The sequence below is a fragment of the Pseudomonas putida genome, assembly GCF_004357765.1.
GTDB lineage: Bacteria > Pseudomonadota > Gammaproteobacteria > Pseudomonadales > Pseudomonadaceae > Aquipseudomonas > Aquipseudomonas putida_U.
Genome location: NZ_SMTE01000019.1, coordinates 17117 through 35835, shown reverse-complemented (window position 1 = coordinate 35835; position 18719 = coordinate 17117). Strand labels below are relative to the sequence as shown.

18 protein-coding genes are annotated in these 18719 nt (G+C 62.4%); 15 read left to right on the top strand and 3 right to left on the bottom strand.

Features of this window, described 5'->3' with window-relative positions:
- The first annotated feature begins 174 nt into the window (after positions 1-174).
- From aceA to nuoN, 14 genes are all read left to right on the top strand, one after another.
- Positions 175-1500: an isocitrate lyase gene (aceA, locus tag E2H86_RS23395; protein WP_133331891.1), complete on the top strand. Its 1326-nt coding sequence runs from the start codon at positions 175-177 to the stop codon at positions 1498-1500.
- A gap of 625 nt (positions 1501-2125) precedes the next feature.
- The gene (locus E2H86_RS23390) at positions 2126-2539 is read left to right on the top strand and encodes an NADH-quinone oxidoreductase subunit A (RefSeq protein WP_011534614.1); all 414 of its coding nucleotides are present in this window, start codon (positions 2126-2128) and stop codon (positions 2537-2539) included.
- Between the two features lie 9 nt (positions 2540-2548).
- Positions 2549-3226 carry a NuoB/complex I 20 kDa subunit family protein gene (locus tag E2H86_RS23385; protein WP_133331890.1) on the top strand — a complete coding sequence of 226 codons (678 nt, stop codon included), beginning with the start codon at positions 2549-2551 and terminating at the stop codon, positions 3224-3226.
- A 77-nt stretch (positions 3227-3303) separates the two neighbouring features.
- Complete coding sequence (gene nuoC / locus E2H86_RS23380) at positions 3304-5085, top strand: NADH-quinone oxidoreductase subunit C/D (RefSeq protein ID WP_133331889.1); 1782 nt, start codon at positions 3304-3306, stop codon at positions 5083-5085.
- A 2-nt stretch (positions 5086-5087) separates the two neighbouring features.
- Positions 5088-5585 carry an NADH-quinone oxidoreductase subunit NuoE gene (gene nuoE / locus E2H86_RS23375; RefSeq protein ID WP_012313767.1) on the top strand — a complete coding sequence of 166 codons (498 nt, stop codon included), beginning with the start codon at positions 5088-5090 and terminating at the stop codon, positions 5583-5585.
- A complete protein-coding gene (gene nuoF, locus E2H86_RS23370; protein WP_133331888.1) occupies positions 5582-6946 on the top strand; it encodes an NADH-quinone oxidoreductase subunit NuoF in 1365 nt (454 codons plus the stop codon). The genes nuoE and nuoF overlap by 4 nt, the downstream gene beginning before the upstream one ends.
- A 132-nt stretch (positions 6947-7078) precedes the next feature.
- Positions 7079-9793, top strand: a complete 2715-nt coding sequence (gene nuoG, locus E2H86_RS23365; protein ID WP_133331887.1) for an NADH-quinone oxidoreductase subunit NuoG — start codon at positions 7079-7081, stop codon at positions 9791-9793.
- Positions 9790-10797: an NADH-quinone oxidoreductase subunit NuoH gene (gene nuoH, locus E2H86_RS23360; RefSeq protein WP_054884882.1), complete on the top strand. Its 1008-nt coding sequence runs from the start codon at positions 9790-9792 to the stop codon at positions 10795-10797. The genes nuoG and nuoH overlap by 4 nt, the downstream gene beginning before the upstream one ends.
- 11 nt (positions 10798-10808) lie before the next feature.
- On the top strand, positions 10809-11357 hold the full coding sequence (gene nuoI / locus E2H86_RS23355; protein ID WP_043209143.1) for an NADH-quinone oxidoreductase subunit NuoI: 549 nt from the start codon (positions 10809-10811) through the stop codon (positions 11355-11357).
- A 10-nt stretch (positions 11358-11367) separates the two neighbouring features.
- Complete coding sequence (gene nuoJ, locus E2H86_RS23350) at positions 11368-11868, top strand: NADH-quinone oxidoreductase subunit J (protein WP_027592815.1); 501 nt, start codon at positions 11368-11370, stop codon at positions 11866-11868.
- Between the two features lie 3 nt (positions 11869-11871).
- Positions 11872-12180, top strand: a complete 309-nt coding sequence (nuoK, locus tag E2H86_RS23345) for an NADH-quinone oxidoreductase subunit NuoK (RefSeq protein WP_008096201.1) — start codon at positions 11872-11874, stop codon at positions 12178-12180.
- Positions 12177-14030: an NADH-quinone oxidoreductase subunit L gene (gene nuoL, locus E2H86_RS23340; protein ID WP_133331886.1), complete on the top strand. Its 1854-nt coding sequence runs from the start codon at positions 12177-12179 to the stop codon at positions 14028-14030. Before nuoK ends, nuoL begins: the two co-directional genes overlap by 4 nt.
- Positions 14031-14088: 58 nt before the next feature.
- Positions 14089-15621: an NADH-quinone oxidoreductase subunit M gene (nuoM, locus tag E2H86_RS23335; RefSeq protein ID WP_133331885.1), complete on the top strand. Its 1533-nt coding sequence runs from the start codon at positions 14089-14091 to the stop codon at positions 15619-15621.
- A 7-nt stretch (positions 15622-15628) separates the two neighbouring features.
- Positions 15629-17098, top strand: a complete 1470-nt coding sequence (nuoN, locus tag E2H86_RS23330) for an NADH-quinone oxidoreductase subunit NuoN (RefSeq protein ID WP_133331884.1) — start codon at positions 15629-15631, stop codon at positions 17096-17098.
- Between the two features lie 67 nt (positions 17099-17165).
- On the opposite strand, the gene E2H86_RS23325 is transcribed toward nuoN, so the two are convergent.
- The gene (locus tag E2H86_RS23325) at positions 17166-17426 is read right to left on the bottom strand and encodes an ogr/Delta-like zinc finger family protein (protein ID WP_133331883.1); all 261 of its coding nucleotides are present in this window, start codon (positions 17424-17426) and stop codon (positions 17166-17168) included.
- A gap of 199 nt (positions 17427-17625) precedes the next feature.
- Between E2H86_RS23325 and E2H86_RS23320 the strand changes: the two genes are divergently transcribed.
- On the top strand, positions 17626-18018 hold the full coding sequence (locus tag E2H86_RS23320) for a helix-turn-helix domain-containing protein (RefSeq protein WP_133331882.1): 393 nt from the start codon (positions 17626-17628) through the stop codon (positions 18016-18018).
- A gap of 2 nt (positions 18019-18020) precedes the next feature.
- On the opposite strand, the gene E2H86_RS23315 is transcribed toward E2H86_RS23320, so the two are convergent.
- Positions 18021-18368, bottom strand: coding sequence for a hypothetical protein (locus E2H86_RS23315; protein ID WP_133331881.1), 348 nt, complete (start codon positions 18366-18368; stop codon positions 18021-18023).
- Positions 18361-18717 (bottom strand): head completion/stabilization protein, encoded by a 357-nt coding sequence (locus E2H86_RS23310; protein ID WP_133331880.1) that lies wholly within the window; start codon positions 18715-18717, stop codon positions 18361-18363. Before E2H86_RS23310 ends, E2H86_RS23315 begins: the two co-directional genes overlap by 8 nt.
- Positions 18718-18719: the final 2 nt, after the last annotated feature.

Genomic DNA, 18719 nt, shown 5'->3' with positions numbered 1-18719 from the left:
ATCCACGAGCCAACCTGCATGGGCACACCTTCGCCTGGCCTGCACCTTCCTTCCTCCTTCGCGCCTTCTCGTCGCCGCCGCAAACCTGCGAACAAGACAGCCGTCAGCCCCCTGACCCGGCATTCCGAGCATCAGCACAATTACCCCAAGATCGATGCGACGAGGTTTATTTCCATGGCACTGACACGCGAACAGCAAATTGCAGCCCTCGAGAAAGACTGGGCCGAGAACCCGCGCTGGAAAGGCGTGACCCGTACCTACACCGCCGCCGATGTCGTTCGCCTGCGTGGCTCGCTGCAACCGGAGCACACCCTGGCGCGCCTGGGTGCAGAAAAACTGTGGAAGCTGGTCACCGAAGGTGCCCACCCCTCCTTCCGCCCAGAAAAAGATTTCGTCAATTGCATGGGCGCCCTGACCGGCGGCCAGGCTGTGCAGCAGGTCAAGGCTGGCATCCAGGCCATCTACCTGTCGGGCTGGCAGGTGGCCGCCGACAACAACTCGGCCGAGTCCATGTACCCCGACCAGTCGCTGTACCCGGTCGACTCGGTACCGACCGTGGTCAAGCGCATCAACAATGCGTTCCGCCGTGCCGACCAGATCCAGTGGAAAGCCGGCAAGAACCCGGGTGACGACGGTTACGTCGATTACTTCGCGCCGATCGTGGCCGATGCCGAAGCCGGTTTCGGCGGCGTCCTGAATGCCTACGAGCTGATGAAGAACATGATCGAAGCCGGCGCCGCCGGGGTGCACTTCGAAGATCAGCTGGCCTCGGTGAAAAAATGCGGCCACATGGGTGGCAAGGTACTGGTACCGACCCAGGAAGCCGTGCAGAAGCTGGTTGCAGCACGCCTTGCCGCTGACGTGTCGGGCGTACCGACCATCATCCTGGCACGGACCGACGCCAACGCCGCCGACCTGCTGACCAGCGACTGCGACCCATACGATCAGCCATTCGTGGTCGGCGAGCGTACCCGTGAAGGCTTCTACAAGGTACGCGCCGGTCTCGACCAGGCCATCGCCCGCGGCCTGGCCTACGCACCGTATGCCGACCTGATCTGGTGCGAGACCGCCAAGCCGGACCTGGACGAAGCCCGTCGCTTCGCCGAGGCAATCAAGAAGGAGTACCCGGACCAGATCCTGTCCTACAACTGCTCGCCGTCGTTCAACTGGAAGAAAAACCTGGACGACGCGACCATCGCCAAGTTCCAGCGCGAGTTGTCGGCCATGGGTTACAAGCACCAGTTCATCACCCTGGCGGGCATTCACAACATGTGGCACGGCATGTTCAATCTGGCGCACGACTACGCCCGCAACGACATGACTGCCTACGTGAAGCTGCAGGAGCAGGAATTCGCCGACGCCAGCAAGGGCTACACCTTCGTGGCGCACCAGCAGGAGGTCGGCACGGGTTACTTCGACGACATGACCACCGTGATCCAGGGTGGCGCTTCGTCGGTGACCGCCCTGACCGGCTCGACCGAGGAAGAGCAGTTCCACTGATAGCAATGCCCTGAACAAGGCCCGGGGTTCGCCAGAGCCCCGGGCCTTGTTTTTTGCCCGCAAGGGTCACAGCAATCCTGCGGATCAGGTCTATGCTTGAGGCAGCACAGCAGCAAGGACCGCCCATGCCTCATCCAAGCCATCTGCCCCTTCACGCCAGCGTGCCTTCCTTATATAGGCACCAACACTCCCTCATCGACAAAACATTGACCCAGGACGGTACGCGAGCGGTCCGATACTGGTAGAACGAGAGTTTTTCGCATTTGCAAGGAGGGAGGTGCGCACATGAACTTGGCGGCACCAGCAAACAGTCGAATTAATACGGCCCTTTCAGATGATATTAATTATCATTACGAAACCAACATTTCGTTACAGCGCACAAGAAACATAATTAACAAAACCGCGCACAATCCCCGAAACTCAAGGGTTTCAGCCAGTTAGGCGAGGTTTATGTTCTTAATCCTACGAATAAAAGTGCCACAGAAATTTTACTTGCACCGGGTTTACCCATAAAATCAGCGCGATTGATTCAGCTGCGACATTTGGTCACTGCGCCTGCGACACCAAGTCGCCGCTCTACCTATTTCACACTGCAGAGCTGGGTCTCTGTATAAGGATTTCTAGCATGTCCGATTCGGCAGGACTCATCGCCCACAACTGGGGCTTTGCCATTTTCCTCCTGGGTGTCGTCGGCCTGTGCGCCTTCATGCTCGGCCTGTCCAGCCTGCTAGGTAGCAAGGCCTGGGGCCGCGCCAAGAACGAACCCTTCGAATCCGGCATGCTGCCCGTCGGCAGCGCCCGCCTGCGCCTGTCCGCCAAATTCTATCTGGTCGCGATGCTGTTCGTGATCTTCGATATCGAAGCCCTATTCCTGTATGCATGGTCTGTGTCCGTCCGCGAAAGCGGCTGGACCGGATTCGTCGAAGCTCTCGTTTTCATAGCAATTCTGTTGGCTGGTCTTGTCTACCTATGGCGCGTCGGGGCGCTCGATTGGGCTCCCGAAGGTCGTCGCAAGCGGCAAGCGAAGCTGAAACAATGAGGCTTTGTCATGCAATACAATCTCACCAGAATCGATCCGGATGCGCCCAACGAGCAGTACCCGGTCGGTGAACGGGAAACCGTCACCGATCAACTGCTAGAGGACCAGGTCCACAAGAACATCTTCATGGGCAAGCTCGAAGATGTGCTGCGTGGCGCGGTCAACTGGGGTCGCAAGAACTCCCTCTGGCCGTACAACTTCGGCCTGTCCTGCTGCTACGTGGAAATGACCACGGCTTTCACGGCACCCCACGATATCGCCCGCTTCGGCGCGGAAGTCATCCGGGCCTCGCCGCGTCAGGCCGACTTCATGGTCATCGCCGGTACCTGCTTCGTGAAAATGGCGCCGGTCATCCAGCGTCTTTATGAGCAGATGCTCGAGCCGAAATGGGTGATCTCCATGGGCTCGTGCGCCAACTCCGGCGGCATGTACGACATCTACTCGGTCGTTCAGGGGGTCGACAAGTTCCTCCCCGTGGACGTCTACGTGCCTGGCTGCCCGCCACGCCCTGAGGCTTTCCTGCAAGGCTTGATGCTGCTGCAGGAGTCGATCGGCCAAGAACGACGCCCGCTTTCCTGGGTTGTTGGTGATCAAGGCATTTACCGTGCCGAGATGCCTGCCCAGAAAGACCTGCGTCGCGAACAGCGCATTGCGGTAACCAACCTGCGCAGCCCCGACGAAGTCTGATCCAGCGACCTGCCGCCCGCTCCAAGGAGCCGGCGGCCTGGCTTCATTCTTAACGCTGACCCGAAGCGACCGAGACCATGACAGCGGACAACGCTATTTACATTCCGCCCTACAAGGCAGACGACCAGGATGTGGTCGTCGAACTGCACAACCGATTCGGCGCCGAAGCATTCGTCGCCCAGGAAACCCGCACCGGCATGCCCGTGCTGTGGGTTCAACGCGCCCAACTCAAGGAAGTGCTCAGTTTCCTGCGCGGCGTAGCCAAGCCCTACAGCATGCTGTACGACCTGCACGGCGTCGACGAGCGCCTGCGCACCCAGCGCCGCGGCCTGCCTGCCGCCGACTTCAGCGTGTTCTACCACCTGCTGTCGATCGAACGTAACAGCGACGTGATGATCAAGGTCTCGCTCAGCGAAGGCGACCTGAACCTGCCGTCTGTGACCAGCATCTGGCCGAACGCCAACTGGTACGAGCGAGAAGTGTGGGACATGTTCGGCATCGATTTCGCCGGCCACCCGCACCTGAGCCGCATCATGATGCCGCCGACCTGGGAAGGTCACCCGCTGCGCAAGGACTACCCGGCCCGCGCTACCGAGTTCGATCCCTACAGCCTGACCCTGGCCAAGCAGCAGCTTGAAGAGGAGTCCGCACGCTTCAACCCGGAAGCCTGGGGCATGAAGCGCCAGGGCGCCAACGAGGACTACATGTTCCTCAACCTCGGCCCCAACCACCCTTCGGCCCACGGTGCGTTCCGTATCGTGCTGCAGCTGGACGGCGAAGAAATCGTCGACTGCGTACCGGACATCGGCTACCACCATCGTGGCGCCGAGAAAATGGCCGAACGCCAGTCCTGGCACAGCTTCATCCCCTACACCGACCGTATCGACTACCTCGGCGGGGTGATGAACAACCTGCCATACGTGCTCGCGGTCGAGAAGTTGGCGGGCATCCAGGTGCCGCAGAAGGTCGACGTGATTCGCATCATGCTCGCCGAGTTCTTCCGCATCACCAGCCACCTGTTGTTCCTGGGCACCTACATCCAGGACGTCGGCGCCATGACCCCGGTGTTCTTCACCTTCACCGACCGTCAGCGCGCCTATACCGTGATCGAGGCGATCACTGGTTTCCGCCTGCACCCGGCCTGGTACCGCATCGGCGGCGTCGCCCACGACCTGCCGCGCGGCTGGGACAAGCTGGTCAAGGACTTCGTCGAGTGGCTGCCCAAGCGCCTGGACGAATACACCAAGGCTGCCCTGCAGAACAGCATCCTCAAAGGACGTACCATCGGCGTCGCTGCGTACAACACCAAAGAAGCGCTGGCCTGGGGCACCACCGGTGCCGGCCTGCGCGCCACCGGTTGCGACTTCGACCTGCGTAAAGCCCGCCCCTACTCCGGCTACGAGAACTTCGAGTTCGAAGTACCGCTGGCCCACAACGGCGATGCCTACGATCGCTGCATGGTCCGTGTCGAGGAGATGCGCCAGAGTATCCGCATCATCGACCAGTGCCTGCGCAACATGCCGGAAGGCCCGTACAAAGCGGATCACCCGCTGACCACGCCGCCACCGAAAGAGCGCACCCTGCAGCACATCGAGACCCTGATCACGCACTTCCTGCAAGTCTCGTGGGGCCCGGTGATGCCGGCCAACGAGTCGTTCCAGATGATCGAGGCGACCAAGGGCATCAACAGTTACTACCTGACGAGCGATGGCGGCACCATGAGCTACCGCACCCGGATCCGTACCCCGAGCTATCCGCACCTGCAGCAGATCCCTTCGGTGATCAAAGGCAGCATGGTCGCCGACCTCATCGCGTACCTGGGCAGTATCGACTTCGTTATGGCTGACGTGGACCGCTAAGCATGAACAGCACGCTTATCCAGACAGACCGTTTCGCCCTGAGCGAAACCGAGCGCTCGGCCATCGAGCACGAAATGCATCACTACGAGGACCCGCGCGCGGCGTCCATCGAAGCCTTGAAGATCGTTCAGAAGGAACGTGGCTGGGTGCCGGACGGCGCCATCTACGCCATCGGCGAAGTGCTGGGCATTCCGGCCAGTGACGTCGAAGGTGTCGCCACCTTCTACAGCCAGATCTTCCGCCAGCCGGTCGGTCGCCACATCATCCGCGTGTGCGACAGCATGGTCTGCTACATCGGCGGCCACGAGTCGGTGGTCAGCCAGATCCAGAGCGAGCTGGGCATCGGCCTCGGCCAGACCACCGCCGACGGCCGCTTCACCTTGCTGCCGGTGTGCTGCCTGGGCAACTGCGACAAGGCGCCGGCACTGATGATCGACGATGACACCTTTGGCGACGTACAGCCTGCTGGCGTTTCCAAACTGCTGGAGGGTTACGTATGACCATTACTTCCTTCGGCCCGGCCAACCGCATCGCGCGTTCGGCCGAAACCCACCCGCTGACCTGGCGCCTGCGGGACGATGGCGAGCCGGTCTGGCTTGCCGAGTATCAGTCCAAGAACGGCTACGCCGCTGCCCGCAAGGCATTGGCCGAGATGTCTGCCGACGATATCGTGCAGAGCGTCAAGGACTCCGGCCTAAAGGGCCGTGGTGGCGCGGGCTTCCCCACTGGCGTGAAGTGGGGCCTGATGCCCAAAGACGAATCCATGAACATCCGCTACCTGCTGTGCAACGCGGATGAAATGGAGCCCAACACCTGGAAGGACCGCATGCTGATGGAGCAACAGCCCCATCTGCTGGTCGAGGGCATGCTGATCAGCGCCCGCGCCCTGAAGGCCTACCGTGGCTACATCTTCCTGCGCGGTGAGTACACCACAGCGGCGAAGAACCTCAACCGCGCCATCGACGAAGCCAAGGCCGCCGGCCTGCTGGGCAAGAACATCCTCGGTTCGGGCTTCGACTTCGAGCTGTTCGTGCACACCGGTGCCGGCCGCTACATCTGCGGTGAAGAAACCGCGCTGATCAACTCGCTCGAGGGCCGCCGCGCCAACCCGCGTTCCAAGCCGCCCTTCCCTGCCGCCGTCGGCGTGTGGGGCAAGCCGACCTGCGTGAACAACGTCGAGACGCTGTGCAACGTGCCGGCGATCGTCGCCAACGGCAATGACTGGTACAAGTCGCTGGCCCGCGAAGGCAGCGAGGACCACGGCACCAAGCTGATGGGCTTCTCCGGCAAAGTGAAGAATCCCGGCCTCTGGGAACTGCCATTCGGCGTGACCGCGCGCGAGTTGTTCGAAGACTACGCCGGCGGCATGCGCGATGGCTTCAAGCTCAAGTGCTGGCAGCCAGGCGGCGCCGGTACCGGCTTCCTGCTGCCCGAGCACCTCGATGCGCAGATGTACGCCGGTGGCATCGCCAAGGTCGGCACCCGTATGGGTACTGGCCTGGCCATGGCCGTTGACGACAGCATCAACATGGTCTCGCTGCTGCGCAACATGGAAGAGTTCTTCGCCCGCGAGTCGTGCGGCTGGTGCACCCCATGCCGCGACGGCCTGCCGTGGAGCGTGAAGATGCTGCGCGCCCTGGAAAAAGGCCAAGGCCGCGCCGAAGACATCGAGACGCTGCTGGGTCTGGTCAACTTCCTCGGCCCAGGCCGCACCTTCTGTGCTCACGCACCGGGTGCCGTCGAGCCGCTGGGCAGTGCCATCAAGTATTTCAGGTCCGAATTCGAGGCCGGTGTCGCGCCCGCAACTGCGGGTGACACCCTGCGCCCAAATTTGGCGAAGCCGATTGTGGTCGGCGCATAAAAAGATAGAACGCGGGTGGTCCGTGCCACCCGCCAGCCCGCAGGCCGGCCCGAACGATTCGCGGCCGGTCGCAGGCTCACCGATTTCCATTAGCCACGCCCGCTCACGCGGGCCAACGAAGAACTTTGAACAATGGCCACTATCCACGTAGACGGCAAAGCGCTCGAAGTCAACGGTGCGGACAACCTGTTACAGGCATGTCTGTCGCTAGGCCTCGATATCCCCTATTTCTGCTGGCACCCGGCGCTCGGTAGCGTCGGTGCCTGCCGGCAGTGTGCGGTCAAGCAGTACACCGACGAGAACGACACCCGCGGTCGTATCGTCATGTCCTGCATGACCCCTGCCTCCGACGGCACCTGGATCTCCATCGACGATGAAGAGTCCAAGGCGTTTCGCGCCAGCGTCGTCGAGTGGCTGATGACCAACCACCCGCACGATTGCCCGGTGTGCGAGGAAGGCGGTCACTGCCACCTGCAGGACATGACGGTAATGACCGGCCACAACGAGCGCCGCTACCGTTTCACCAAGCGTACCCACCAGAACCAGGACCTCGGCCCGTTCATCGCCCACGAGATGAACCGCTGCATCGCCTGCTACCGCTGCGTGCGTTACTACAAGGACTACGCCGGCGGTACCGACCTGGGTGTCTACGGCGCCCACGACAACGTGTACTTCGGTCGCGTCGAGGACGGCGTGCTGGAGAGCGAGTTCTCCGGCAACCTGACCGAGGTCTGCCCGACCGGTGTGTTTACCGACAAGACCCATTCCGAGCGTTACAACCGCAAGTGGGACATGCAGTTCGCGCCGAGCATCTGCCATGGCTGCTCCAGCGGCTGCAACATCAGCCCCGGCGAGCGCTACGGCGAACTGCGTCGCATCGAGAACCGTTTCAACGGCTCGGTCAACCAGTACTTCCTGTGTGACCGTGGTCGTTTCGGTTATGGCTACGTCAACCGCACGGACCGTCCGCGCCAACCGCAACTGGCCGACGGCACCAAGCTGGGCCTGGACGCCGCTCTGGACAAAGCTGCCGACCTGCTGCGTGGTCGCACCATCGTCGGTATCGGCTCGCCACGCGCCAGCCTCGAGAGCAACTACGGCCTGCGTGAGTTGGTCGGTGCCGAGTACTTCTACTCGGGCATGGAAGCCGGTGAGTTGGCGCGCGTACGCCTGGTGCTCGACGTGCTGAACAACAGCCCGTTGCCGGTGCCGACCCTGCGCGACATCGAAGACCACGATGCCGTGTTCGTGCTCGGTGAAGACCTGACCCAGACCGCTGCCCGCGTCGCCCTGGCCGTGCGCCAGGCCACCAAGGGCAAGGCCGAGGCCATGGCCGAGGGCATGAAGGTCCAACCTTGGCTCGACGCCGCGGTGAAGAACATCGGCCAGCACGCGCTGTACCCGCTGTTCATCGCTTCTCTGGCTGAAACCAAGCTCGACGACGTCGCCGAAGAGTGCGTGCATGCGGCACCTGCCGACCTCGCCCGCATCGGTTTCGCCGTCGCCCACGCGATCGACCCGAGCGCACCGGCCGTCGTCGGCCTGGACCAGGAAGCACAAGCCCTGGCCCAGCGTATCGCCGAGGCTCTGGTCGCCGCCAAGCGTCCGCTGGTGGTCGCCGGCACCTCCCTGGCCGACCCGGCGCTGATCGAAGCCGCCGCCAACATCGCCAAGGCTCTGAAGCTGCGCGAGAAGAACGGCTCGCTGAGCCTGGTCGTGCCTGAGGCCAACAGCCTCGGCATGGCCATGATGGGCGGTGAGTCGGTGGACGCCGCACTGGATGCTGTCATCAGTGGCAAGGCCGACGCCATCGTCGTGCTGGAAAACGACCTGTACGCCCGCGTCCCAGCGGCCAAGGTCGACGCTGCACTGGCTGCTGCCAAGGTCGTGATCGTCGCCGATCACTCCAAGACCCCGACCGTCGAGCGCGCCCACCTGGTGCTGCCGGCTGCCTCGTTCGCCGAGGGCGACGGTACCCTGGTCAGCCAGGAAGGCCGTGCCCAGCGCTTCTTCCAGGTATTCGACCCACAGTACCTGGACAGCAGCATCCAGATCCACGAAGGCTGGCGCTGGATGCACGCCTTGCGTGCCACCCTGCTGAACAAGCCGGTGGACTGGACCCAGCTCGACCACGTCACCAGCGCCTGCGCCGAAGCTACACCGCAGTTGGCCGGCATCGTCGACGCCGCGCCAAGCGCCGCGTTCCGGATCAAGGGCATGAAGCTGGCACGTGAGCCGCTGCGCTACTCTGGCCGTACCGCCATGCGCGCCAACATCAGCGTGCACGAGCCGCGTACCCCACAGGACAAGGACACCGCGTTCGCCTTCTCCATGGAAGGCTACTCGGGCTCTGCCGAACCGCGCCAGCAGGTGCCGTTCGCCTGGTCGCCGGGCTGGAACTCGCCACAGGCCTGGAATAAGTTCCAGGACGAGGTCGGTGGCCACCTGCGTGCCGGTGATCCCGGAGTGCGCCTGATCGAGTCGCAAGGCGATCGCCTGAATTGGTTCGACGCCATTCCAGGCGCCTTCAATCCAGCTCGTGGTACCTGGACCGCAGTGCCATTCTTCCACCTGTTCGGCAGCGAAGAGAACTCCTCGCGCGCCGCCCCGGTGCAGGAACGTATCCCGACCGCCTACGTCGCGCTGGCCAAGTCCGAGGCCGACCGACTGGGCGTCAACGAGGGTGCCCTGCTCAGCCTGAACGTCGCAGGCGTGGCCCTGCGCCTGCCGCTGCGTATCAATGAAGAACTGGGCGCTGGTCTGGTTGCGTTGCCCAAAGGCCTGGCCGGCATTCCGCCGGCCATCTTCGGTGCATCCGTCGAAGGTCTGCAGGAGGCAGCACAATGAGCTGGTTCACCCCCGAAGTGATCGATGTGATCCTCACCGTGGTCCGGGCCATCGTGGTCCTGCTTGCTGTGGTGGTCTGCGGCGCGCTGCTCAGCTTCGTCGAGCGCCGCCTGCTGGGCTGGTGGCAGGACCGCTATGGTCCGAACCGCGTCGGCCCGTTCGGCATGTTCCAGATCGCTGCCGACATGCTGAAAATGTTCTTCAAGGAAGACTGGAACCCACCCTTCGTCGACCGCATGATCTTCACCCTGGCACCAGTCGTGGCCATGAGCGCCCTGCTGATCGCCTTCTGCGTGATTCCGATCACCCCGCTGTGGGGCGTCGCCGACCTGAACATCGGGTTGCTGTTCTTCTTCGCCATGGCCGGCCTGTCGGTCTACGCGGTGCTGTTCGCCGGCTGGTCGTCGAACAACAAGTACGCCCTGCTGGGCAGCTTGCGCGCCTCGGCACAGACCGTGTCGTACGAAGTGTTCCTGGGTCTGGCGCTGATGGGCGTGGTGGTACAGGTGGGCTCGTTCAACATGCGCGACATCGTCGAGTATCAGGCGCAGAACCTGTGGTTCATCATTCCGCAGTTCTTCGGCTTCTGCACCTTCTTCATCGCTGGCGTCGCTGTGACCCACCGTCACCCGTTCGATCAGCCGGAAGCGGAACAGGAACTGGCCGACGGCTACCACATCGAGTATGCCGGCATGAAATGGGGCATGTTCTTCGTCGGTGAGTACATCGGCATCATCCTCATCTCGGCGTTGCTGGTGACCCTGTTCTTCGGTGGCTGGCACGGTCCGTTCGGCATCCTGCCGCAACTGTCGTTCCTGTGGTTCGCGCTGAAAACCGCGTTCTTCATCATGCTGTTCATCCTGCTGCGCGCCTCGATCCCGCGCCCACGCTATGACCAGGTGATGGACTTCAGCTGGAAGTTCTGCCTGCCGCTGACCCTGATCAATTTGCTGGTGACCGCTGCGATCGTGCTTTACAACACGCCAGCCGTCGCGGCCCAGTGAGGATTTGACCCATGTTCAAATATATCGGCGACATCGTTAAGGGCACCGGCACCCAGTTGCGCAGCCTGGTGATGGTGTTCTCCCACGGGTTCCGCAAGCGCGACACCCTGCAGTACCCCGAAGAGCCCGTGTACCTGCCGCCGCGTTATCGCGGCCGCATCGTCCTCACCCGCGACCCCGACGGCGAGGAGCGCTGCGTGGCGTGCAACCTCTGTGCGGTTGCCTGCCCCGTAGGCTGCATCTCGCTGCAGAAGGCCGAGACCGAAGACGGTCGTTGGTACCCGGAGTTCTTCCGCATCAACTTCTCGCGCTGCATCTTCTGCGGCCTGTGCGAAGAGGCATGCCCGACCACCGCGATCCAGCTGACTCCGGATTTCGAAATGGCCGAGTTCAAGCGTCAGGACCTGGTGTACGAGAAAGAAGATCTGCTGATCTCCGGACCCGGCAAGAACCCTGACTACAACTTCTACCGTGTTGCGGGCATGGCGATCGCTGGCAAGCCGAAAGGCGCTGCGCAGAACGAAGCCGAGCCGATCAACGTGAAGAGCTTGCTCCCATAAGGACAGAAAGATGGAATTCGCTTTCTACTTCGCATCCGGGATCGCCGTGGTCTCCACCCTTCGAGTGGTGACCGGCACCAACCCCGTGCACGCCCTGCTCTACCTGATCATTTCGCTGATTTCCGTGGCAATGATCTTCTTCGCCCTGGGTGCGCCGTTCGCCGGCGCCCTGGAAGTGATCGCCTACGCCGGCGCCATCATGGTGCTGTTCGTCTTCGTGGTGATGATGCTCAACCTAGGGCCGGCTTCTGTCGCCCAGGAACGCGGGTGGCTCAAGCCCGGTATCTGGGCAGGGCCGGTGATCCTCGCCGCGCTGCTGCTGCTGGAGCTGTTGTACGTGCTGTTCGTCACCCCGAGTGGCGCAGCCATCAGCGGTACCACCGTAGACGCCAAGGCCGTGGGCATCAGCCTGTTCGGCCCGTACCTGCTGGTGGTCGAACTGGCCTCGATGCTGCTGCTCGCCGCGGCCGTCACCGCCTTCCACCTGGGCCGCAACGAGGCGAAGGAGTAAATCATGGGTGCTATCCCTCTCGAGCATGGTCTGGCGGTCGCCGGCATCCTGTTCTGCTTAGGTCTGGTTGGCCTGATGGTCCGCCGCAACATCCTCTTCGTCCTCATGAGCCTGGAAGTCATGATGAACGCCTCTGCCCTGGCGTTCATCGTCGCCGGTGCCCGTTGGGTCCAACCCGACGGCCAGGTGATGTTCATTCTGGTGATCAGCCTGGCAGCCGCCGAGGCCAGTATTGGCCTGGCCATCCTGCTGCAGCTGTATCGCCGCTTCCACACTCTCGACATCGATGCTGCCAGTGAGATGCGCGGATGAACCTTCTCTTCCTGACTTTCGTCTTCCCCCTGATCGGCTTCCTGCTGCTGTCGTTCTCGCGCGGGCGGTTCTCGGAAAACCTCTCGGCGCTGATCGGTGTCGGCTCGGTGGGCCTTTCGGCCGCCACGGCCGCCTATGTCATCTGGCAGTTCAACGTCGCGCCGCCTGAAGGCGGTGCTTACAGCCAGCTGCTGTGGCAGTGGATGTCGGTGGACGGCTTCGCGCCGAACTTCACCCTGTATCTGGACGGTCTGTCGGTCACCATGCTCGGCGTGGTCACCGGCGTCGGCTTCCTGATCCACCTGTTCGCATCCTGGTACATGCGTGGCGAAGCGGGCTACTCGCGCTTCTTCTCGTACACCAACCTGTTCATCGCCAGCATGCTGTTCCTGATCCTCGGCGATAACCTGCTGTTCATCTACTTCGGCTGGGAAGGCGTGGGCCTGTGCTCGTACCTGTTGATCGGTTTCTACTACAGCAACCGCAACAACGGTAACGCAGCGCTCAAAGCATTCATCGTCACCCGTATCGGCGACGTGTTCATGGCCATCGGCCTGTTCATCCTGTTCGCCCAGCTGGGTACCCTTAACGTGCAGGAACTGCTGGTTCTGGCACCGCAGAAGTTCCAGGCGGGTGACACCTGGATGGTCCTGGCGACCTTGATGCTGCTCGGCGGTGCGGTCGGTAAGTCGGCCCAGTTGCCGTTGCAGACCTGGCTCGCCGATGCGATGGCCGGCCCGACGCCGGTCTCGGCGCTGATCCACGCGGCGACCATGGTGACCGCAGGCGTCTACCTGATCGCCCGTACCAACGGCCTGTTCCTGCTGGCGCCAGACATCCTGCACCTGGTAGGCGTGGTAGGTGGCGTTACCCTGGTCCTGGCTGGCTTCGCCGCGCTGGTACAGACCGACATCAAGCGGATCCTCGCCTACTCGACCATGAGCCAGATCGGCTACATGTTCCTGGCCCTGGGCGTTGGCGCCTGGGACGCGGCGATCTTCCACCTGATGACCCACGCCTTCTTCAAGGCCCTGTTGTTCCTCGCTTCCGGTGCGGTGATCGTTGCCTGCCACCACGAGCAGAACATCTTCAAGATGGGCGGCCTGTGGAAGAAACTGCCTCTGGCCTACGCCAGCTTCGTGGTCGGTGGCGCCGCCCTGGCTGCCCTGCCGATCGTGACCGTGGGCTTCTATTCCAAGGACGAGATCCTCTGGGAAGCCTTCGCCAGCGGCAACACCGGCCTGCTGTATGCCGGCCTGGTCGGTGCGTTCATGACCTCGCTGTACACCTTCCGCCTGATCTTCATCGCCTTCCACGGCGAAGCCAAGACCGAAGCCCATGCCGGCCACGGCATCAGCCACTGGCTGCCACTGGGCGTGCTGATCGTGCTGTCGACCTTCATCGGTGCCTGGATCACCCCGCCGCTGGCAGGCGTGCTGCCTGAAAGCGCCGGCCACGCCGGTGGCGAAGCCAAACATGCGCTGGAGATCACCTCGGGGGCCATCGCCATCGCCGGTATCCTGCTCGCGGCCCTGCTGTTCCTGGGCAAGCGTCGCCTCGTCAGCGCGGTCGCCAACAGCGGCATCGGTCGTGTGCTGTCGGCCTGGTGGTTCGCCGCCTGGGGCTTCGACTGGATCTACGACAAGCTGTTCGTCAAACCTTACCTGCTGATCAGCCACATCCTGCGCAAGGACCCGGTTGACCGCAGCATCGGCCTGATCCCTCGGATGGCTCGCGGCGGCAACGTCGCCATGAGCAAGACCGAAACCGGCCAGCTGCGTTGGTACACCGCTTCGATCGCCGTTGGCGCAGTGCTGGTACTCGGCGCTGTGGTAGTGGCCGCGGTATGACCATGAAACTTGCGAACCTTGCGAACCTTGCGACTCTGCAAAAGGAAACGAACCCGTCATGATTTTGCCTTGGCTGATCCTGATTCCCTTCATCGGCGGCTTCCTGTGCTGGCTGGGTGAGCGCTTCGGCGCCACCCTGCCGCGCTGGATCGCGCTGCTGACCATGTCCCTGCTGCTCGGCATCGGCCTGTGGCTGTGGGGCACCGGCGACTACACCCTCGCCCCCGCTCCGGGCGCCGAGCCGGCCTGGGCCCTGGAATACAAAGTCCAGTGGATCCAGCGCTTCGGCATCAGCATCCACCTGGCCCTCGACGGCCTGTCGCTGCTGATGATCCTGCTCACCGGCCTGCTCGGTGTGCTGTCGGTGCTGTGCTCCTGGAAAGAGATCCAGCGTCACGTCGGCTTCTTCCACCTCAACCTGATGTGGATCCTCGGCGGCGTGGTCGGTGTATTCCTGGCCCTGGACCTGTTCCTGTTCTTCTTCTTCTGGGAAATGATGCTGGTGCCGATGTACTTCCTCATCGCGCTCTGGGGTCACAGCTCGGCAGACGGCAAGAAGACCCGGATCTACGCGGCGACCAAGTTCTTCATCTTCACCCAGGCCAGCGGCCTGATCATGCTGGTGGCGATCCTTGGTCTAGTACTGGTCAACTACACCAACACCGGCGTCATCACTTTCAACTACAGCGACCTGCTCAAGGCTGAGCTGCCGGCCGGTACCGAGTACCTGCTGATGCTGGGCTTCTTCATCGCCTTCGCGGTGAAGCTGCCGGTGGTACCGTTCCACTCCTGGCTGCCGGATGCCCACGCCCAGGCACCTACCGCAGGCTCCGTGGACCTGGCGGGTATCCTGCTGAAGACCGCGGCCTACGGCCTGCTGCGCTTCGCCCTGCCGCTGTTCCCGAATGCCTCGGCGGAGTTCGCGCCGATCGCCATGACCCTGGGTCTGATCGGCATCTTCTACGGCGCGTTCCTGGCCTTCGCGCAGACCGACATCAAACGCCTGATCGCCTTCTCCAGCGTGTCGCACATGGGCTTCGTGCTGATCGGCATCTACTCCGGCAGCCAACAGGCTCTGCAAGGGGCGGTGATCCAGATGCTGGCACACGGCCTGTCGGCCGCTGCGTTGTTCATCCTGTCCGGTCAGTTGTACGAGCGCCTGCACACCCGTGACATGCGCCAGATGGGTGGCCTGTGGCACCGCATCGCCTACCTGCCTGCCATCAGCCTGTTCTTCGCCGCCGCTTCCCTGGGCCTGCCAGGCACCGGCAACTTCGTCGGCGAATTCCTGATCCTGATCGGCAGCTTCGTGCATGTGCCTTGGATCACCGTGATCGCCACCACCGGCCTGGTCTTCGGTTCGGTCTACTCGCTGATCATGATCCACCGCGCCTACTTCGGTCCGGCCAAGGCCGAAACCGTGCTGGCCGGCATGGACGCTCGCGAGCTGATCATGGTTCTGGGCCTGGCGGTGCTGCTGGTGCTGCTGGGCGTGTATCCGCAGCCGTTCCTCGACACCTCTGCCGCCACCATGAGCGGTGTGCAGCAGTGGCTCGGTTCCGCTTTCACTCAACTCGCTTCGGCCCGGTAAGAGCGCTATGGAATTCACCACTCAACACTTCATCGCATTGGCGCCGATGCTGATCACCACCATCACCACGGTGGTGGTGATGCTGGCGATCGCCTGGAAGCGCAATCACTCGCAGACCTTCCTGCTGTCCACCGTGGGGCTGAACCTGGCCCTGTTGTCGATTCTGCCGGCGCTGAAGGTCGCGCCGCTGGCGGTGACCTCGCTGGTCACCATCGACAAGTTCGCCTGCCTTTACATGGCGATCATTCTGGTCGCCACCCTGGCCTGCGTCACCCTCGCCCACGCCTACCTCGGCGAAGGCGCCAAGGGCTTCCCGGGCAACCGTGAAGAACTGTACCTACTGCTGCTGATGTCGGCCCTCGGTGGCCTGGTGCTGGTCAGCGCCAACCACCTGGCGGGCCTGTTCATCGGTCTGGAGCTGCTTTCGGTGCCGGTCTACGGCCTGGTGGCGTACGCCTTCTTCAACAAGCGATCGCTGGAAGCCGGCATCAAGTACATGGTCCTGTCCGCTGCCGGCTCGGCCTTCCTGCTGTTCGGCATGGCCCTGCTGTACGCCGACGCCGGTAGCCTGACCTTCGACCAGATCGGCAAAGCCCTGGCCGCGACCAACATGCCGAGCCTGCTGGCCCAACTGGGCCTGGGCATGATGTTGGTCGGCCTGGCCTTCAAGTTGTCGCTGGTACCGTTCCACCTGTGGACCCCGGACGTGTACGAAGGTGCTCCGGCGCCGGTCGCCGCATTCCTTGCCACTGCCAGCAAGGTCGCGGTGTTCGCCGTGGTCGTGCGCCTGTTCATGCTCTCTCCTGCGGCCAGCAGCGGCGTGCTGAGCACCGTCCTGGCAGTGATCGCGGTCGCCTCGATCCTGATCGGCAACCTGCTGGCGCTGACCCAGAGCAACCTCAAGCGTCTGCTCGGTTACTCGTCCATCGCCCACTTCGGCTACCTGGTGATCGCGCTGGTCGCCAGCAAGGGACTCGCGCTGGAAGCCATGGGCGTGTACCTGGTCACCTATGTGATCACCAGCCTGGGCGCCTTCGGTGTCATCACCTTGATGTCCTCGCCTTACGGCGGTCGTGACGCCGATGCGCTGTACGAATACCGCGGCCTGTTCTGGCGCCGTCCGTACCTGACCGCGGTACTGACCGTGATGATGCTGTCGCTGGCGGGTATCCCGCTGACCGCCGGCTTCATCGGCAAGTTCTACATCATCGCTACCGGCGTCGAGTCGCACCTGTGGTGGCTGGTCGGAGCCCTGGTGATCGGTAGCGCCATCGGCGTTTACTATTACCTGCGTGTCATGGTCACACTGTACCTGGTCGAGCCGAACCTGCGTCGCCACGACGCCCCGTTGAAGTGGGAGCAACGTACTGGTGGCGTGATGCTGCTAGCTATCGCCATCCTCGCCTTCATCCTCGGCGTGTACCCGCAGCCGCTGCTGGATCTGGTGCAACAAGCCGGTCTGCAGTTGATCGGCTGATCGCAACGCAATAAAAAACACCCCGCTCATGCGGGGTGTTTTTTTATCTGTGTCAACGAGCGCCTGGCTAGTTGCCTGAAACCGAGGTTTCCCGTTGCCCGGCAGCACGCCGCAGTTCACTGTTGGCAGACGGAAGATGGACCGCAGGGTTGGGCATGCCGCTGGGTGACAACTCATGGGTCATTTCGAACTCAGCCCTGACTGACCAACCGCAGGCTTCCTGGGTGCACTGTAAATACGCCACTCTCAAGAAGATATGACGCCCTTCGCTAGTACGAATACGCATCTTGCTGTTGCAATGCGGACAGACCAACTTATACGTACTCACGGCAAGTACCTGTAATGATTGGGGATTTGTTTGGTTTGTAAGATTAATCGTCGACCTGTGTCAGTATTGATTACGATGCAGAAAGGTCTTTTCGTTGCTTCATGCTTCATTCCGAAATATCCTCAAAATGCAGTTTTTCTACTCTTAATCATTAGTTTAAGCCTAGGGAATGACGCAAAAACAGTAATGGATATCCATAATGAGTAGTGTTTTTTTCGCTTCGGTGCTCCTACGCCTCAAACAACTGACCGGCACGAACACCGATGTGCAGCTTGCCAGAGCCTTGAATGTGAGCCCCCAGACACTCAGCAGCTGGAAAATGCGCGCTAGCATTCCGTACTCTTTATGCGTAGAGCTCGCCCGACAGAACGCTTGCTCCCTTGACTGGCTGCTGTTGGGTGAAGGTACCCTCGCAAACCACACCGACGGCCAGTCCGATTGGGAGAGCGCAGCGCTCGACGACTTGCGCAGTCTGTCCCTGGCTGATCGTCAGGCCGCGCTGTTGTTCATCAAAGACAAACAACGCCTCCAGGAACTCGAGCGCAGGCTCGACAGGCTCGCCAGCTCCGTGGCCGACATCCAGCCCGACTGACTTCAGCGACGCCAGCGCTGCAGGATGTCGCGCATGTCCACCGCGTCCAGCCACACCACCAGCTTGATACAGACGGGAATCACCGCCACCGCCGCGACGAACGCAGCCATGCCAGGCGTGAGCGATGGCACCAGAGAGGTCAATAGGGGTTCGAACAAGTAGCCAACGCCCAGTGCGAGGAGCACCAACAGTCCTTGGCTAAGCGTCGACAGACGCTCGCGAGGCACCAGGATCATTTGCCCACGCGCTAGCGTGATCAGCACTGCTCCCAGAAACGCGCCAAACAGCACCCGGCCTTCGTCCTCGATACGCTCGCTCAATACGGCGCCTAGCCACGACAAATCATCCATGCTGCTCTCCCTTTTGGCCCGTACAGCGCTCGCCGTTGCCAGCCAGCGCTTTCATGGCGGCCGCCTCCAGATAACGTGAGTAACAAAGAGACAGTGCGCGTCCGTGTCGATGCCTCCCGACATCCTCCAGACGCCGATAGCCCCGTTCACGCAGGACGGCTCGCCAGGTAGCGAACTCCCTCGCGGCGTCGATGGCTGCGCAGCGTACGGCCAGTCCTAAGCGTGCATCGCTGACGCATGCATCCAGCGCGAGTCGCTCGCGTAGCTCCGACAAGTCGATACGTGGCCAAAAAGGATCGTGGCAATCGGGAAAGCGCGGCCCAGGCAGGGACGTGGAGGTCGTGTCCATTG

What these genes read in the sequence shown, in the direction of transcription:
- aceA (WP_133331891.1), top strand. Translation starts at nt 175, where the DNA reads ATGGCACTGACACGCGAACAGCAAATTGCAGCCCTCGAGAAAGACTGG.
- E2H86_RS23390 (WP_011534614.1), top strand. Translation starts at nt 2,126, where the DNA reads ATGTCCGATTCGGCAGGACTCATCGCCCACAACTGGGGCTTTGCCATT.
- E2H86_RS23385 (WP_133331890.1), top strand. Translation starts at nt 2,549, where the DNA reads ATGCAATACAATCTCACCAGAATCGATCCGGATGCGCCCAACGAGCAG.
- nuoC (WP_133331889.1), top strand. Translation starts at nt 3,304, where the DNA reads ATGACAGCGGACAACGCTATTTACATTCCGCCCTACAAGGCAGACGAC.
- nuoE (WP_012313767.1), top strand. Translation starts at nt 5,088, where the DNA reads ATGAACAGCACGCTTATCCAGACAGACCGTTTCGCCCTGAGCGAAACC.
- nuoF (WP_133331888.1), top strand. Translation starts at nt 5,582, where the DNA reads ATGACCATTACTTCCTTCGGCCCGGCCAACCGCATCGCGCGTTCGGCC.
- nuoG (WP_133331887.1), top strand. Translation starts at nt 7,079, where the DNA reads ATGGCCACTATCCACGTAGACGGCAAAGCGCTCGAAGTCAACGGTGCG.
- nuoH (WP_054884882.1), top strand. Translation starts at nt 9,790, where the DNA reads ATGAGCTGGTTCACCCCCGAAGTGATCGATGTGATCCTCACCGTGGTC.
- nuoI (WP_043209143.1), top strand. Translation starts at nt 10,809, where the DNA reads ATGTTCAAATATATCGGCGACATCGTTAAGGGCACCGGCACCCAGTTG.
- nuoJ (WP_027592815.1), top strand. Translation starts at nt 11,368, where the DNA reads ATGGAATTCGCTTTCTACTTCGCATCCGGGATCGCCGTGGTCTCCACC.
- nuoK (WP_008096201.1), top strand. Translation starts at nt 11,872, where the DNA reads ATGGGTGCTATCCCTCTCGAGCATGGTCTGGCGGTCGCCGGCATCCTG.
- nuoL (WP_133331886.1), top strand. Translation starts at nt 12,177, where the DNA reads ATGAACCTTCTCTTCCTGACTTTCGTCTTCCCCCTGATCGGCTTCCTG.
- nuoM (WP_133331885.1), top strand. Translation starts at nt 14,089, where the DNA reads ATGATTTTGCCTTGGCTGATCCTGATTCCCTTCATCGGCGGCTTCCTG.
- nuoN (WP_133331884.1), top strand. Translation starts at nt 15,629, where the DNA reads ATGGAATTCACCACTCAACACTTCATCGCATTGGCGCCGATGCTGATC.
- E2H86_RS23320 (WP_133331882.1), top strand. Translation starts at nt 17,626, where the DNA reads ATGAGTAGTGTTTTTTTCGCTTCGGTGCTCCTACGCCTCAAACAACTG.
- E2H86_RS23315 (WP_133331881.1), bottom strand. Translation starts at nt 18,368, where the DNA reads ATGGATGATTTGTCGTGGCTAGGCGCCGTATTGAGCGAGCGTATCGAG.
- E2H86_RS23310 (WP_133331880.1), bottom strand. Translation starts at nt 18,717, where the DNA reads ATGGACACGACCTCCACGTCCCTGCCTGGGCCGCGCTTTCCCGATTGC.